This window comes from Achromobacter sp. EG18 (genome assembly GCF_059759395.1).
In genome coordinates, this window is record NZ_CM186213.1 from 2,762,387 (window position 1) to 2,776,596 (window position 14,210).

General features: G+C 68.4%; 16 protein-coding genes. 11 read left to right on the plus strand and 5 right to left on the minus strand.

Going from position 1 to position 14,210, the window contains the following annotated elements:
* Positions 1-7: 7 nt before the first annotated feature.
* Entirely contained in the window at positions 8-925 is a 918-nt protein-coding gene (locus tag AC6CR5_RS12450) for a LysR family transcriptional regulator (RefSeq protein WP_049053614.1), read from the minus strand.
* 109 nt (positions 926-1,034) lie between these two features.
* Between AC6CR5_RS12450 and AC6CR5_RS12455 the strand changes: the two genes are divergently transcribed.
* The 3 genes from AC6CR5_RS12455 (at position 1,035) to AC6CR5_RS12465 (ending at position 3,293) form a co-directional block, all read left to right on the plus strand.
* Positions 1,035-1,829, plus strand: coding sequence for an SDR family NAD(P)-dependent oxidoreductase (locus tag AC6CR5_RS12455; RefSeq protein ID WP_024069880.1), 795 nt, complete (start codon positions 1,035-1,037; stop codon positions 1,827-1,829).
* 26 nt (positions 1,830-1,855) lie between these two features.
* Complete coding sequence (locus AC6CR5_RS12460; RefSeq protein ID WP_026384428.1) at positions 1,856-2,869, plus strand: zinc-binding alcohol dehydrogenase family protein; 1,014 nt, start codon at positions 1,856-1,858, stop codon at positions 2,867-2,869.
* Between the two features lie 118 nt (positions 2,870-2,987).
* Entirely contained in the window at positions 2,988-3,293 is a 306-nt protein-coding gene (locus AC6CR5_RS12465; RefSeq protein WP_223821467.1) for a hypothetical protein, read from the plus strand.
* Between the two features lie 78 nt (positions 3,294-3,371).
* On the opposite strand, the gene AC6CR5_RS12470 is transcribed toward AC6CR5_RS12465, so the two are convergent.
* Both AC6CR5_RS12470 and AC6CR5_RS12475 read right to left on the minus strand, forming a co-directional pair.
* Positions 3,372-3,728 (minus strand): hypothetical protein, encoded by a 357-nt coding sequence (locus AC6CR5_RS12470; RefSeq protein ID WP_006386510.1) that lies wholly within the window; start codon positions 3,726-3,728, stop codon positions 3,372-3,374.
* Positions 3,729-3,805: 77 nt separating this feature from the next.
* The gene (locus tag AC6CR5_RS12475) at positions 3,806-4,714 is read right to left on the minus strand and encodes an aldose epimerase family protein (RefSeq protein WP_238920647.1); all 909 of its coding nucleotides are present in this window, start codon (positions 4,712-4,714) and stop codon (positions 3,806-3,808) included.
* 193 nt (positions 4,715-4,907) lie between these two features.
* On the opposite strand from AC6CR5_RS12475, the gene AC6CR5_RS12480 reads away from it, so the two are divergent.
* From AC6CR5_RS12480 to AC6CR5_RS12515, 8 genes are all read left to right on the plus strand, one after another.
* The gene (locus tag AC6CR5_RS12480; RefSeq protein WP_054441015.1) at positions 4,908-5,171 is read left to right on the plus strand and encodes a hypothetical protein; all 264 of its coding nucleotides are present in this window, start codon (positions 4,908-4,910) and stop codon (positions 5,169-5,171) included.
* Positions 5,172-5,413: 242 nt separating this feature from the next.
* Positions 5,414-5,596 (plus strand): cupin domain-containing protein, encoded by a 183-nt coding sequence (locus AC6CR5_RS12485; protein ID WP_047991705.1) that lies wholly within the window; start codon positions 5,414-5,416, stop codon positions 5,594-5,596.
* Between the two features lie 76 nt (positions 5,597-5,672).
* Positions 5,673-6,299: a pyridoxamine 5'-phosphate oxidase family protein gene (locus tag AC6CR5_RS12490; RefSeq protein ID WP_047991461.1), complete on the plus strand. Its 627-nt coding sequence runs from the start codon at positions 5,673-5,675 to the stop codon at positions 6,297-6,299.
* Between the two features lie 175 nt (positions 6,300-6,474).
* Positions 6,475-7,251: a hypothetical protein gene (locus AC6CR5_RS12495; RefSeq protein ID WP_054444289.1), complete on the plus strand. Its 777-nt coding sequence runs from the start codon at positions 6,475-6,477 to the stop codon at positions 7,249-7,251.
* The gene (locus tag AC6CR5_RS12500; protein ID WP_006386503.1) at positions 7,229-7,450 is read left to right on the plus strand and encodes a hypothetical protein; all 222 of its coding nucleotides are present in this window, start codon (positions 7,229-7,231) and stop codon (positions 7,448-7,450) included. The genes AC6CR5_RS12495 and AC6CR5_RS12500 overlap by 23 nt, the downstream gene beginning before the upstream one ends.
* Positions 7,451-7,643: 193 nt before the next feature.
* Entirely contained in the window at positions 7,644-10,298 is a 2,655-nt protein-coding gene (gene mutS / locus AC6CR5_RS12505) for a DNA mismatch repair protein MutS (RefSeq protein WP_498085683.1), read from the plus strand.
* The gene (locus AC6CR5_RS12510; protein WP_054483274.1) at positions 10,295-11,488 is read left to right on the plus strand and encodes a ribosomal protein uL16 3-hydroxylase; all 1,194 of its coding nucleotides are present in this window, start codon (positions 10,295-10,297) and stop codon (positions 11,486-11,488) included. Before mutS ends, AC6CR5_RS12510 begins: the two co-directional genes overlap by 4 nt.
* 217 nt (positions 11,489-11,705) lie before the next feature.
* The gene (locus AC6CR5_RS12515; protein ID WP_006386500.1) at positions 11,706-11,933 is read left to right on the plus strand and encodes a hypothetical protein; all 228 of its coding nucleotides are present in this window, start codon (positions 11,706-11,708) and stop codon (positions 11,931-11,933) included.
* 206 nt (positions 11,934-12,139) lie between these two features.
* On the opposite strand, the gene bamC is transcribed toward AC6CR5_RS12515, so the two are convergent.
* Both bamC and dapA read right to left on the minus strand, forming a co-directional pair.
* Positions 12,140-13,264: an NlpB/DapX family lipoprotein gene (gene bamC / locus AC6CR5_RS12520; protein WP_498085684.1), complete on the minus strand. Its 1,125-nt coding sequence runs from the start codon at positions 13,262-13,264 to the stop codon at positions 12,140-12,142.
* Between the two features lie 17 nt (positions 13,265-13,281).
* Entirely contained in the window at positions 13,282-14,187 is a 906-nt protein-coding gene (gene dapA / locus AC6CR5_RS12525; RefSeq protein WP_006386498.1) for a 4-hydroxy-tetrahydrodipicolinate synthase, read from the minus strand.
* Between the last annotated feature and the right edge of the window lie 23 nt (positions 14,188-14,210).

Genomic DNA, 14,210 nt, shown 5'->3' on the forward strand with positions numbered 1-14,210 from the left:
GCGGCTGTCAGGGCGCCGCGCCGGCGCCCGCCTCGAATTCGCGCAGGCGCGCCTGCAGGAATTCGCGCAGCCGCTTGACGGCGGGCGACAGCAGCATGCGGTGCACGCACAGCAGGTACAGCGGCGACGGCTCGCCGGTATAGTCCGGCAGGGCCTGCACCAGGCGGCCGGCGCGCAGGTCGGCCAGCACGTCGTAGCGCGACTTGTACGCGACGCCGTAGCCGGCCAGCGCCCAGCGCCGCACCAGGTCGCCGTCATCGCCGACGCGGTCGCCCTTGACCGGCACGGTCAGCGCCCCGCCCTCGTGCTCGAATGCCCAGCGGTCGTGCAGGGATTCGCCCAGCACGAAGCACAGGCAGTTGTGGCGGCGCAGGTCGGCCGGCGTCTGCGGCAGGCCATGGCGCGCGAAATAGGCCGGCGCGGCGCACACCACGCGGCGGTTGTGCTCGCCCAGCGGCAGCGCCACCAGGCCGGAATCGCCGGGCGTGCCGTAGCGCAACGCAATGTCGACCGGCTGCCGATAGAGGTCGGCCAGGCGGTCGCTGATGCGTACCTGGAAGTTCACGCGCGGATGGCGCTGCTGGAATTCGTCCAGCCAGGGCAGCAGCACATGGCGCCCCAGGTCCGACGGAATCGACACCGACAGCGTGCCGGAGATGGCCGTCTTGTCGCGCGCCAGCGCGCTCTGGCCGGCCTGCAGGCTCGACAGCGCGGCGCGCGCGTATTCCAGATAGCGCTCGCCGTCGCCGGTCAGCCGCAGGCTGCGCGTGGACCGCACGAACAGGCGGGTGTCCAGCGACAGTTCCAGCCGCTTGAGCGCGGCGCTGGCCACCGCCGGCGTCAAGTCCAATTCGCGCGCGGCGGCCGAAAAGCCGCCGTGATCCGCCGCGGCGACAAAGATGCGCAAGTCTTCCAACCGAACCATGGGGGCTCATTTTCAAAGAATTATTGAAACTGAGTCCGATGCTAGCCGGTTTTTCATCGTTCGCCACTGGGTAATCATGGCGTCACCCCCTACCCGCATTGGAGTCCCCATGAAAATCGAACTCAACGGCAAGAAGGCCCTGGTCACCGGTTCTTCCGGCGGCATTGGCCTGGCCATCGCCCAGGGCCTGGCCGAAGCCGGCGCCCAGGTGGTGCTGCACGGCCGCAGCGCCGACAAGCTCAAGCAGGCCGCCGAAGCCATCGCGCGCCGGCATCCGGGCGCCCAGGTGCACACCGTGCAGGCCGACCTGTCCACCGCCGACGGCGCCGCCTCGGTCTGCGCCGCCCATCCCGACGTCGACATCCTGGTCAACAACGCCGGCTACTTCGCGCCCAAGTCCTTCACCGAAATCACCGACGACGACTGGCGCTACATGCTCGATACCAACGTCATGAGCGGCGTGCGCCTGTCGCGCTACTACCTGCCGCGCATGCTGGCCGCCGACTGGGGCCGCATCGTCTTCATCTCCAGCGAATCGGCGCTGCACATCCCGGCCGAAATGATCCACTACGGCGTCAGCAAGACGGCGCTGCTGGGCGTCTCGCGCGGCCTGGCCGAACTGACGGCCGGCAGCGGCGTCACCGTCAATGCCGTGCTGCCCGGCCCGACGCGCTCCGAAGGCGTGGTCGACTTCTTCGCCGAAATGGCCAGGGAACAAGGCCTGCCGCAAGAACAGATGGAACGCGACTTCATCGCCCAGCATCGTCCCAGCTCGCTGCTACGCCGGCTGGCAACGGTGGAGGAAGTCGCCAACATGGTCGTCTACACCTGCTCGCGCCAGTCCTCGGCCACCAACGGCGCCGCGCTGCGCGTCGACGGCGGCGTGGTCCGCACCATCGCCTGATCCCTTTTCCCGTTCCGAGATCCCCCATGAAAGCCATCGCCTACTTCCAGAACCTGCCCGCCACCGATCCGCAATCGCTGCAGGACATCACCGCGCCCGACCCCGTTCCCGGCGACCACGACCTGCTGGTCGAAGTCAAAGCCATCTCCGTCAACCCGGTGGACGTGAAGATCCGCGCCAACCGCAAGCCCAAGGACGGCCAGCCCGAGATCATCGGCTGGGACGCCGCCGGCATCGTGCGCGCCGTGGGCGCCAAGACCAGCCTGTTCGCGCCCGGCGACCGCGTCTGGTACGCGGGCGCCCTGACCCGCCCCGGGGCCAACAGCGAACTGCACGTGGTCGACGAGCGCATCGTCGGCCGCATGCCGCAGAGCCTGGACTTCGCCCAGGCCGCCGCGCTGCCGCTGACCACCATCACCGCGTGGGAACTGCTGTTCGACCGCCTGCGCGTGCTGGACAACGCCGCGCCCAGCCAGGGCACGCTGCTGGTGGTCGGCGCGGCCGGCGGCGTCGGCTCGATCCTGGTGCAGTTGGCGCGCCAGCTGACCGGCCTGACCATCATCGGCACCGCCTCCCGGCCCGAGACCCAGGCCTGGGTCACCGAGCTGGGCGCCCATTACGTCATCGACCACACCCGCCCGCTGGCCGAGGAACTCAAGCGCATTGGCCTGCCGCAGGTCAGCTTCATCGCCGGCCTGACCCAGACCGACCAGCACTTCGCGCAGCTGGCCGAAGCCATCGCGCCGCAAGGCAGGATCGCCCTGATCGACGACCCCTCCGCCATCGACGTGCGCCTGCTCAAGGGCAAGTCGGCCTCGCTGCACTGGGAATTCATGTTCGCCCGGCCGCTGCACAACACGCCCGACCTGATCGCCCAGCACGAACTGCTGAACCAGGCCGCTCGGCTGATCGACAACGGCACCCTGCGCACCACGCTGGGCGAGCACTACGGCCGCATCAATGCCGAAAACCTGCGCCGCGCCCACGCCTTCATCGAAAGCGGCAAGGCGCGCGGCAAGGTGGTGCTGGAAGGCTTCTGAGGCGCCCGGCCCATCCCGACGAAAAAATTGGGACGGGTGTCTCGCATTCGTCGGAAGAAAGAGGTAAAACCTCGACTGCGCGCCGCGGGCCTTCAGTCCGTGGCCGCGCTTTCGGGAGTTGGCTCTGATTTCTCACCTGTTCGACCAAGCGCTGGAACCGATGCTCTGGGGCATGGTGGCGGTCGCCCTGCTGATGCTGCGGCTGGTGCCGCTGCAGGGCTGGAAGGCCGTCATCGTCGCCGGCATCACCGCCGGGCTGGTGTTCGACACCATCCAGTTCCGGGTCGGCCCGCCGCGCCTGTGGGACGCCCTGGTGCTCGGTTCGATCCTGGCCGCCTTGCTGGTGGCCGCGGTGCAGGAACTGCTGGTGTTGCTCTTGCGGCGGCTGCGCGCCGCCCTGGCGAGGTCGCGAGCGGGGGCCTGACGGGTTCACGGCCCGCGGCCGCGGACACCGCCCGCCTTGCGCCGGCGGGCAGCGCCCGCCCTCTTGCAAGCCCCCGGATCAGGCGCGTCCTTCGCGCCGGGCGCGGGCGTGCGGATCATTGATCTCGGTTTCCAGTTCGGCGATCAGCCAGTCGAACCAGCCGTTCTCGGTGCGCGCATACACCACCGCGGCCGGAATCTTGCCTTCGCGCCAACCGGGCTGGTGCGCATCCATCCACGCCGACAGGCTCTTGTGCGGCGCCAGCAGGCCCGACAGCCACGACCAGACATAGTCGGGCACGTTGCGCCGGAAGCCCTTGGCGCTGGCGTAGATCGTCGGTTCCAGCGGCATGTTGCCCGAACGGGCCAGCCTGGCCTGCACCCGGCGCAGCGTTTCGGCGGCCGCCTGCAATTGTTCGGTGCTGAGCTTTTTCACGTAGCGACTCCTGGATTGGTTTGGCCGGATTATCGCCGACAGGCCCTGGCCGTTGCCAGCGCCGGCATCGCGCGACGTCAACGCGCCGCGCGCGGCGTTTGCAACGCCAGCAGCATCGAGGCGCTGAAACGCCCGCCCGGCGCCAGCACCTGCAGGCCGGTGCGGGTCTCGCCAGCCGCCGCCAGGTTGAAGGCATCGGCGACATTGGTCACCGGCTCCACGCACAGGAAATCGGCGCCTGGCGCCGTGTAGACCACCAGGTGCGCGAAAGCCGGATCGGCGTGCAGCGCCAGTTCGTGTCCATCCGGCCAGTGCAGCGTGGCGCGGCCGCCCCACTGCGACAAGTAGGTATCGCACCCCTCGGCCGACTGGCCCAGTTCCCGCACGTGGGTGGTCTGGCTGGCGCCTGGCAGGCCGTCGGCGTCGGTCGGCCAGATGCGCCGCGCATGCAGCGCCACGCGCGTGGCGGTGAAGTACGGATGGATGCCGCAACCGAACGGCATCGGCGCATCGCCATGGTTGATCATCAACAGCGTCAACGACAGACCGCGCGAATCCAACCGATAGCGCTGCACGCATTCATACGGCCACGGCCAGCCCAGCACGCCGGCGGGCTGTTGCAGCACCAGGTCGACCGCGTCATCGGCCAGATGGCGCACCTGCCAGGGTTGATACAGGCCGGCGCCGTGAATCGCCTGCGGCCGTCCGGGCAACGATGCCAGCACGTGGCGCGCGCCTTCGAACGTGAACACGCCATCGCGCACCCGGTTCGAGTACGGCGCCAGCGGATACGAGCCGGCGCGCGGCCATTGCGCGGGCGGCCAATCCGTCTCGGCCAGCGGCACGATCCAGTCGTGCGCCTCGGTCGACAGGCGCGTCAGGCGTCCGCCCCCGCCGGGCGCGAACTCGGCGCGATGGGGGCTGTGGGAGATGGTCACGCGCTCACTGGCATCCAGCGAGGGGGGGAAGGGCAAATCGTCGGGCATCAGGCGCTCCCGCGGCTCTGCGAACGGCCGCGAGACGCCATTGTGCATGGCGCGGTTCGGAGCCGGCAAACGCTGCCGGCCTCAGCGTTGCCCCATGCCTCAAACCCGTGCGACATGCGCTACCGGGGATTGGTCCGACGTTCGGATATACTGTTCATTCATACAGTAATTCGACCGCAAGGGACCCCTGCCCATGACCAGTCTGATCAATTCCCCGCCCAGCCGCAGCATCTGGCTCAGCGCCTTTACGCGCCTCGGCGGCGTCAAGAACGGCGACTACCTGCCCCTGCAACGGCTGCAGGAAGCCACCGGCCTGGAAAGCGGCCAGAAGCTGCGCGACGTCCTGGCCACCGCCGAACGCGAGGGCCTGCTGCTGATCGACCGCGGCGCCACGCCCGCCAGCTACCGCGCCACCTACGCGCTCGAACGCCAGGTCACGCTGTTCGCGCCCGACTAGGGGGCCGCCGCGACGACAGAGTGCTAACGATCCCTTGCAATGCTGTTACATCTCGGGAAATAGAATTCCCCGGAATGCACCCTACGGAGAAAAACATGCAAGAAGACACCGCCAAGCCCGAACCCACCCGCCGCCGCTGGCCTTTCGGCTACGGCCAGGAAGCCTGAACGGTCCCTTCCCCCTCTCCCCAGGGCGTGAGAACGCCTTCCTCTCGCGCCAGGCGCGCGCCTGGCAAGCCCACCATGCCCCTGCTCGACCTGCTCGACGCCGCCAACGGCCTGCCCGACGCCTGGAAGTCCCGCGTGCTGGCCCAGACTGGCGGCTGCAACGTCAAGATCCTGCGGATGGACGGCCAGCCCTCCCCCGCCGAAACGCACGACTACAACGAAGCCCTGATCGTCATCAGTGGCGCGCTGCGCCTGTGAGGTATTCTTCTCCGACTGCAGCATGCCGGTACGGGTGCAATAGCCCGCCGCCCCTCTCTTTCCCCGAGCCTTCGCCATGCCCTTGGACACCCCCCACCTCGTCACCGACGCCGCCGCCCTGCAAGCCCTGTATGGCGAACCGGGCGAAGCTTCGCTCAAGAAGGAAGTGGACCACGTCCATCCGCACTACCGCGCCTTCATCGAGGCCGCGCCCTTTGTGGCGCTGGCCACCTCCGGCCCCGACGGCCTGGATGTGTCGCCGCGCGGCGATCCCGCCGGTTTCGTCGTGGTCGAGGATGAAAAGACCTTGCTGCTGCCGGACCGGCGCGGCAATAACCGCATCGACAGCCTGCGCAACATCCTGGCCGAACCGCGCGTGGCGCTGCTGTTCCTGGTTCCCGGCGTCAACGAGACGCTGCGCGTGAACGGCAGCGCGCGCATCAGCGTCGACCCGGCGCTGCTGCAACGCTTCGAGATGGACGGCAAGCAGCCGCGCTCGGTCCTGATCGTCGACGTGCAGACCGTCTACTTCCAGTGCTCGCGCGCCCTGCTGCGCTCGCGGCTGTGGGACCCCGCCACCCAGATCCCGCGCACGGCGCTGCCCAGCGTCGGCCGCATGCTCTCCGACCTGAGCGCCGGCACCTTCGACGGCGCGGCCTACGACCGCGACCTGCCGGCGCGCGTGGCCAGCACGTTGTATTGAGTCTCTGCCGCTGAATCGAGCGGAACGCCGCCCGGGATGCCGCTGCGCATCCCGATGATGCTGCAAACATCACACCGCGACGTGTGCCGTCACCATCAACCCGATACCCTGACATCCATGCGTTAACGGGTGCCCGCCAAGGCCCCGCGACCTCATCGATGGACGGATCTTCGGCGTGCCGCTCGAACCTACAGACTTTTATCGATCGCATCTGCGATCACTGCATGTGGCGCTGTTGCGCCATCCGATCGGCATCGCTCATTTGAGCGGCCGCGGCATACGGCTGGACGGCAGGACCCTTGTACCGGGCGAACTCATCCACGGCATGGATCGGATGATCTCGACACTCGAGTTCGCCCACCTGTTCACCGTTTTCAACGGAAGCCGGGTCCACGCGCAGTTCGCCCGCAAGCCCCTTCACGATGCCCCGGCGGGGCTGTACTTCTCCATCATCAACAACGGCATCATCCAAAGCCCGAACAAGAACAGACTGGGACTCTACCGCGCACGCGACAAACACGACAGCACGCTTATCGTCAAGAACATGCACATCGACTGCATATGCCTGGCGCACCACGCGCCACCGGGTCTTGGCACCATCGCCTTCGCGCTGTCAGCAATTACCGCGCATCTGGCCGGGCTGTCGCATATCTCGCTGGTCGCGGCCGGTGGCCCGGGCGCCGGGAAACGCTACGTCGGCTACCGGATCTGGCCAAAATTCGGCTTCGACGCCGACATCGCCTCCGATGAGCTGGCCGCCGCGCCATATTTGCAGGGCTGCCAGACAATCCAGAAAATCTTGGCCAGGGACCCGGCCTGGTGGGATGCCCACGGCACCCAGCGCATGATGCTGTTCGACCTGGCGCCTCACAGCACATCGTGGGGAAAGCTGCTACGCTACGTTCGTAAGGTCTTCAACGGAGGCTCCGATGAGCACCGTCCATTCGCGTAAAACCGCTTCCTCCTGCACGCAGCAGGCGCCAAGCCTCGCCATCTCCTTGTCGCTTGAGGGCGTTGAGCCGACCGACGCGCAGACCTGGGCCCAGATCGAGGCCGCCGCGCGGCAGCCCACCCACGGACGACGGTATCCGGAGATCGCCGAAGTCCCAGACCGTTCAAGCCGCAATGGACGAATGAAAGGCGAGCAATGATAGGCGGCGCCCTCCTGCAAGCCGCCCCCTGCCGCCCATGAGCGTCTTCGGCATCTTCATCCTGGTCCATGGCATCGTCCTGCTGCCCTTTCTGCCCTGACGCTCCCCACGCCAGGCCGACCCGCCAGGCACCGTCGTAAAAGCCTCCGGCGCCCGCTCCCCCACCCCGCCCCGGCCCGATACAATCACGGGCATGAATTCCGCAACACAGACCACCGCCGCCGAGGCCCACGCCGGCCACACTCCCATGATGCAGCAATACCTCCGCCTGAAAGCGGAGGCCGGCCCCTTGCTGCTGTTCTACCGCATGGGCGACTTCTATGAAATGTTCTATGAAGACGCGGAACGCGGCGCGCGGCTGCTCAACCTGACGTTGACCAAGCGCGGCTCGTCCAACGGCACGCCCATCCCCATGGCCGGGTTGCCGGTGCACGCGATGGAGCAGTACCTGGCGCGGCTGGTGGCGATGGGCGAGTCCGTCGCCATCTGCGAGCAGATCGGCGATCCCGCGGCCTCCAAGGGCCCGGTCGAGCGCCGCATCGTGCGCATCGTCACCCCCGGCACGCTGACCGACGACGCGTTGCTGCCGGCCAAGGCCGACCGCGCGCTGGCCGCGGTGTTCGTCACCGGCAATGCGCGCGCGCCGCGCGCCGGTCTCGCATGGCTGAACCTGGCCAGCGGCGACTTCCGCGTCACCGAATGCGCGCCGGCGCAGCTCGAATCCGAACTGCACCGCATCGCCCCGGCCGAAATCGTCTGCGCCGACAGCGCCGAATTCGACTTTCCGTTCGAAGGCGCCCGTTCGCGCGTGCCGGACTGGCACTTCGAAAGCGACGGCGCCCGCGCGCACCTGCTCGCGCATTTCAAGACCGACACGCTGGCCGGCTTCGATATCGAAGACATGCCGGCCGGCATCTGCGCCGCCGGCGCGCTGCTGCGCTATGCCGCCCGCACCCAGTCGCAGGCGCTGGCGCACGTGCAGAGCCTGTCGGCCGAACGGCCCGGCCAGTTCGTGCTGCTCGATCCGGTCACGCGCCGCAACCTCGAACTGACGCAGACGCTGTCGGGCGAGGATTCGCCCACGCTGTTCTCGCTGCTGGACGGCTGCCGCACGCCGATGGGCAGCCGCCTGCTGCGCCGCTGGCTGCACCATCCGCTGCGCGACAACGCCCCGGCCCAGGCCCGCCAGCAGGCCATCTCGACGCTGTTGGCCGGCCGCATGGACGTCGAACAGACCTTCGGCTCGGCCGGCCTGCTGGAGACGCTGCGCGGCGCGCTCAATGCCTTTCCCGACATCGAGCGCATCGCCGCGCGGCTGGCGCTGCGCTCGGTGCGTCCGCGCGAACTGGCGAGCCTGCGCGACGCCCTGCAAGCCCTGCCGGCGCTGCGCGACCTGGTCGCGCCGATGGCCGCATCGCCGCGGCTGAACGACCTGATCTCGCAACTGTCGGTGGACCCGGCGCTGGCCGCCCTGCTGGTGCGCGCCATCGCCGCCGAGCCGGCCGTGGCGATCCGCGACGGCGGCGTGCTGGCCACCGGCTTTGACGCCGAACTGGACGAACTGCGCGCCCTGGCCGCCGACGGCGGCGACTTCCTGGTGCAACTGGAAGCGCGCGAACGCGAGCGCACCGGCATCAGCAACCTGCGCGTCGAATTCAACCGCGTGCACGGCTTCTACATCGAGGTCACCAAGGGCCAGACCGCCAAGGTGCCGGAAGACTACCGCCGCCGGCAGACGCTCAAGAACGCCGAACGCTACATCACCCCGGAACTCAAGACCTGGGAAGACAAGGTGCTGTCGGCGCAGGACCGCTCGCTGGCGCGCGAAAAGTGGCTGTTCGAGCAGCTGCTGGACGTGCTGGCCGAACACGTGCGCCCGCTGTCCGATTGCGCCGGCGCGCTGGCCGAACTGGACACCCTGGCGGCATTGGCCGAACACGCGCGGCGGCACGACTGGATCGCCCCCGAATTGTCCGAGCAGGCCGACATCGATATCGATGCCGGCCGCCATCCCGTGGTCGAACAGGCCATCGAGCGCTTCACGCCCAACGGCTGCCGCCTCGATCCGGCGCGCCGCATGCTGCTCATCACCGGCCCCAACATGGGCGGTAAATCGACCTACATGCGGCAGGTGGCGTTGATCGTGCTGCTGGCGCGCATCGGCAGCTTCGTGCCGGCGGCGCGCGCCCGCATCGGCCGCATCGACCGCATCTTCACCCGCATCGGCGCCGCCGACGACCTGGCCGGCGGACGCTCGACCTTCATGATGGAGATGACCGAGGCCGCCGCCATTCTCGCGGCCAGCACGCCCAACAGCCTGGTGCTGATGGACGAGATCGGCCGTGGCACCTCCACCTACGACGGCCTGGCGCTGGCCTGGGCCATCGCCTGCCGCCTGCTGGCGCACAACCGCGCCCTGACGCTGTTCGCCACCCACTATTTCGAACTGACGCGCCTGCCGGCCGAACAACCCGCTTCGGCCAACGTGCACCTGGCCGCGGCCGAATCGGCCGGCGGCATCGTGTTCCTGCACGAAGTGCGCGAAGGCCCGGCCAGCCGCAGCTACGGGATCCAGGTGGCGCAGCGCGCCGGCGTGCCCGCCGCCGTGATCCGCCAGGCCACCCGCGAACTCGAACGCCTCGAGGCGCAAGGCGCGCCCACGCCGCAGCTGGGCCTGTTCTCGGCCGCGGCCGACGCCGACGCGCAGGCCTATGCCGAAGCCGACCGCGCCGACGCCATCGAGGCGCTGGACACGCTGCGCGAGGAGCTCGCCGGCATCGACCCCGACAGCCTGACCCCGCGCGAAGCGCTGGACGCCCTCTACCGCCTGAAGAAGCACCTGCAATGAACCTCGACCACCCCCTGCCGCTGCTGGGCAACCAGAGCCCCAACGACTTCATGCGCCGCTACTGGCAGAAGAAGCCGCTGCTGATCCGCCAGGCCATCCCGGATTTCAAGCCGCCGGTCACCATCGCCGCGATCAAGAAACTGGCGCGCCGCGACGACGTCGAATCGCGCCTGATCTGGCGCGAGAACGGCGAATGGCAGATGGAAAACGGCCCCTTCGCCCGCCTGCCCAAGGACAACGAAGGCGACTGGACCCTGCTGGTGCAAAGCGTCGACCTGCACAGCGACGCCGCGGCCGAGCTGATGCAGCAGTTCCGCTTCATCCCGGACGCGCGCCTGGACGACGTGATGATCAGCATCGCCAGCCATGGCGGCGGCGTCGGTCCGCACTTCGACAGCTATGACGTATTCCTGCTGCAAGCGGCCGGCGAGCGCGAATGGCGCTACGGGCGTCAGAAGGACCTGTCGCTCGAACCCGGCCTGCCGCTCAAGATCCTCAGCCATTTCCAGCCCGAAGAACAAGCCGTGCTGGCGCCGGGCGACATGCTCTACCTGCCGCCGCAGGCCGCGCACGACGGCATCGCCGCGGGCGACGGCTGCATGACCATCTCCATCGGTTTCCGGGCCCCCACGCAAGCCACGCTGGCGCGCGGCCTGCTCGAGGCCGCCGCCGACCAGGTGATGGCGCGCGTCGGCCTGCTGGGCGGCCCCTACGGCGAACCGGCGCTGCCCGGCCCCAAGTTGTCAGCCGTCTACCGCGATCCGGCCCAGGCCGCCGTGGCCACGCCGGCGCAGGTACCCGATGCGCTGGTGCAGGCCACGCTCGACACCGTCGGCAAGCTGCGTTTCGACGACGCGCTGGCCTCGCGCTTCCTGGGCTGCTGGCTGACCGAGCCCAGCAACCTCAGCGTGTTCGACGGCCCCGAGGGGCTGGACGTGGACCTGGAAGAAGACTGGCCCGCCAGCGGCAGGCTGGTGCTGGATCGCCGCAGCCGCATGCTCTATCGCGGCAAACAGCTCTTCATCAACGGCGAGACCGCCATGACGCCGACCGCGCCCGCGCTCTGCAAGCTGGCCGACGCGCGCAGCCTGGACTGCGCCGATCCGGCCTGCGCGCGCCTGTCCGACGAGGCCCGCGCATGCCTGGCGGACTGGCTCGACTCCGGCTGGCTGCATTACGTCGCCTCGTAGTATCCAGACACCTGCGCGTATCCATCTTGCACAGAACGCAATGAGGTCTGTGCGCAGGGTCACATAAAGCAAGACAACACACCGCCCGGAAAGGTTTGTTGCCGTTGGGATGCGACCTTTTTAACTTTCACACTCGCATCGCTTACGGCTTCCTGTAGCCTGGATTCTGGTTTCCCCTGACGGGGTTTCAAGAGTCGTCATCTACAGGAGTCTAAAAATGATGAGCAAAACCTTGATTATTGCCTCGGTGCTGGCGGTGTCGCTCAGCGCGTGCAACAAGAAGGAAGATGCCCCGGCGCCCGCGAACAACCCCACGCCGGGCGCCAGCACCCCGGCGCCCTCGAGCACGCCGCCGGCCACCTCGCCGGCCCCGGCCCCCACGCCTGGCACCACGCCCGGCGGTGGCTCGACCACCCCTGGCGGCTCGACCACGCCCGCTTCCTGATCAGCGAACAACCCCCGCGCTGATCACGGCAAACAAAAACCCCGGCCTCGCGCCGGGGTTTTTGTTTGCGCGCAGCCGCCGCGCCACGGCCATGCCCTCTGTCCGGCGGCCGATGAGCGGCCAGCCCCCGCGCGCAAAGAAAAAGGCCCGCAAGGGGCCTTTTCCGGGTCCATACGAGCGCCGTGGCGCTCGCCGGGGATGTGTGATCACATCTTGTCTTTCAGCACGCTCAGCAGGCGCTGGGCGGTGGCGCTGTTGTCGCGTTCGCCCTTGGCATCCAGCACCGTGACGGTGGTCTGTTCGCCGCTGCCGACCAGATGGATGCGGTACTGCGGCGCCTCGGCCTTCTTGTCGCCCGAGAACATGCGGCTGAAGAAGCCCGGCTGGTCGATCTTCTCGCCGGTGTCGGTGTCGACGTAGCGCACGAAGTAATCGCCAGCGGACCGGTCGCGGTCCTCGACCGAGAAGCCGCCGCCATCCAGCGCCACGCCGACACGGCGCCAGGCCCGGTCGAACGACTCGCTGACGATCAGGGCGGCGCCCTGGGTGCGGACGTCCTGCTGCACCGCGGGCTTCTGCGGCGCGGCCTCGGCCTGCTGCACCAGCTTGCGGGCGTTGTCGACGTCGGTGCCCAGGTAGACCATCATGCGCGCCAGCATGGCGGCGTTCAGGCCCGGGTCTTCCTTGCCATTCTGCCATTGCACCTGGGAGCCGTCGTTGCCAACGCGCTTTTCCAGCATCTGGCGGTGGCTGACGTAGATCTCGGTGTGGCCGTTGACGCGTTCGACGCGGGTGCGGAATTTCTCGCGCTCGCCGCTGTCCCAGGCCGATTCCAGCACCGCGCCCAGGGCCTGGCGCAGCCAGCTTTCAGGGATCTTGGCGCGGTTTTCCGCCCAGTCGGTCTCGATCAGGCCGGCGGCCGGATTGTTGCTGGCGACGGTGAAGCCGTTTTCGGTCCAGAAGTCGACCAGGCGCGGGAACACGTCCTCGGGCGCGCGGTCGACCACCAGCCAGCGCAGGTCGCCGTCGCGTTCGACGCGCATGTCCTGGCGGTTGGGCAGCACGTTGCTGGCCTTGGGCGCGTTGGCCTGGGCCTGGCCCTGCTGCTGGAATTGCGAGTAGGTGGTCGAGCCCGACGCCGGCGCGCGGTAGCGCGGATCGCTGGCGGCCTGGGTCAGGTCGGGCGGGATGCTGAGCGGCTCGCCACGTTGCGTGACGGCGCTCTTGTAGTTGACGGACTCTTCATTGCCCAGGAATTGGTTGACCTCGCTGCAGCCGGCCAACAACACCAGAGACATCAATGCCGACAGACCGGCATGACGCTTGTTCATACGTATCCTCACGATATTTAGAGCAGGCCCGTTTCCTGGAGCGCGCGACGCACCGTTTCGTGGTGCGGCGCGCCCAGTTCCACCAGCGGCAACCGGTAGCCCAGTGCGGTGCGGCCCATTTCGGCCAGCGCCCACTTGACGGGAATAGGATTGGCTTCAACGAACAAAGCCTTGTTCAGACGGGCCAGGTGCGCATTAAGTTCACGCACCTTCGGCACATTGCCCGCCAGGGCGGCGGCACAGAGGTCGCGCATCAGCTTGGGCGCGACGTTGGCGGTCACCGAAATGTTGCCGCGCGCGCCCAGTAGGATCAGGGCGGCGGCGGTGGGATCATCGCCACTGAACACCTGGAAGCTGGCCGGCGCCTCGCGCAACAGCAGGCCGCCGCGGGCGATGTCGCCGGTGGCGTCCTTGATGCCGATGATGCCCGGCACCTGCGCCAGGCGCAGCACCGTTTCGTTGCTCATGTCGGCCACGGTGCGGCCCGGCACGTTGTACAGGATGGTCGGCAGGTCCACGGCTTCGGCGATGGCGCGGAAGTGGCGGTACAGGCCTTCCTGCGAGGGCTTGTTGTAGTACGGCACCACCGACAGGCCGGCCTGCGCGCCCACCGCCTTGGCGTGGCGCGTGAGGTGGATGGCTTCGTCGGTGGAGTTGGCGCCCACGCCGGCAATGACCGGGATGCGGCCCGCCGCATGCTCGACCGCCACGCGGATCAGTTCCGCGTGTTCTTCCATGGAAACCGTCGGCGATTCCCCGGTGGTGCCCACCACCACCAGCGCATCGGTTCCTTCCTGGATATGCCAATCGATCAACGACCGGTAGGCAGCGTAGTCCAGGCTGCCGTCGGGCTGCATCGGGGTGACGAGGGCCACCATGCTGCCCTGGAAATTAACGCCTGCGGCGGTTGCAGGGGATGCCATAAATGAGGGGCTCCAAAGCCCCA

Excerpts from the sequence above, each read along its gene's own strand:
- AC6CR5_RS12450 (WP_049053614.1), bottom strand. The coding sequence starts at position 925 with ATGGTTCGGTTGGAAGACTTGCGCATCTTTGTCGCCGCGGCGGATCAC.
- AC6CR5_RS12455 (WP_024069880.1), top strand. The coding sequence starts at position 1,035 with ATGAAAATCGAACTCAACGGCAAGAAGGCCCTGGTCACCGGTTCTTCC.
- AC6CR5_RS12460 (WP_026384428.1), top strand. The coding sequence starts at position 1,856 with ATGAAAGCCATCGCCTACTTCCAGAACCTGCCCGCCACCGATCCGCAA.
- AC6CR5_RS12475 (WP_238920647.1), bottom strand. The coding sequence starts at position 4,714 with ATGCCCGACGATTTGCCCTTCCCCCCCTCGCTGGATGCCAGTGAGCGC.
- AC6CR5_RS12480 (WP_054441015.1), top strand. The coding sequence starts at position 4,908 with ATGACCAGTCTGATCAATTCCCCGCCCAGCCGCAGCATCTGGCTCAGC.
- AC6CR5_RS12485 (WP_047991705.1), top strand. The coding sequence starts at position 5,414 with ATGCCCCTGCTCGACCTGCTCGACGCCGCCAACGGCCTGCCCGACGCC.
- AC6CR5_RS12490 (WP_047991461.1), top strand. The coding sequence starts at position 5,673 with ATGCCCTTGGACACCCCCCACCTCGTCACCGACGCCGCCGCCCTGCAA.
- AC6CR5_RS12500 (WP_006386503.1), top strand. The coding sequence starts at position 7,229 with ATGAGCACCGTCCATTCGCGTAAAACCGCTTCCTCCTGCACGCAGCAG.
- mutS (WP_498085683.1), top strand. The coding sequence starts at position 7,644 with ATGAATTCCGCAACACAGACCACCGCCGCCGAGGCCCACGCCGGCCAC.
- AC6CR5_RS12510 (WP_054483274.1), top strand. The coding sequence starts at position 10,295 with ATGAACCTCGACCACCCCCTGCCGCTGCTGGGCAACCAGAGCCCCAAC.
- AC6CR5_RS12515 (WP_006386500.1), top strand. The coding sequence starts at position 11,706 with ATGATGAGCAAAACCTTGATTATTGCCTCGGTGCTGGCGGTGTCGCTC.
- bamC (WP_498085684.1), bottom strand. The coding sequence starts at position 13,264 with ATGAACAAGCGTCATGCCGGTCTGTCGGCATTGATGTCTCTGGTGTTG.
- dapA (WP_006386498.1), bottom strand. The coding sequence starts at position 14,187 with ATGGCATCCCCTGCAACCGCCGCAGGCGTTAATTTCCAGGGCAGCATG.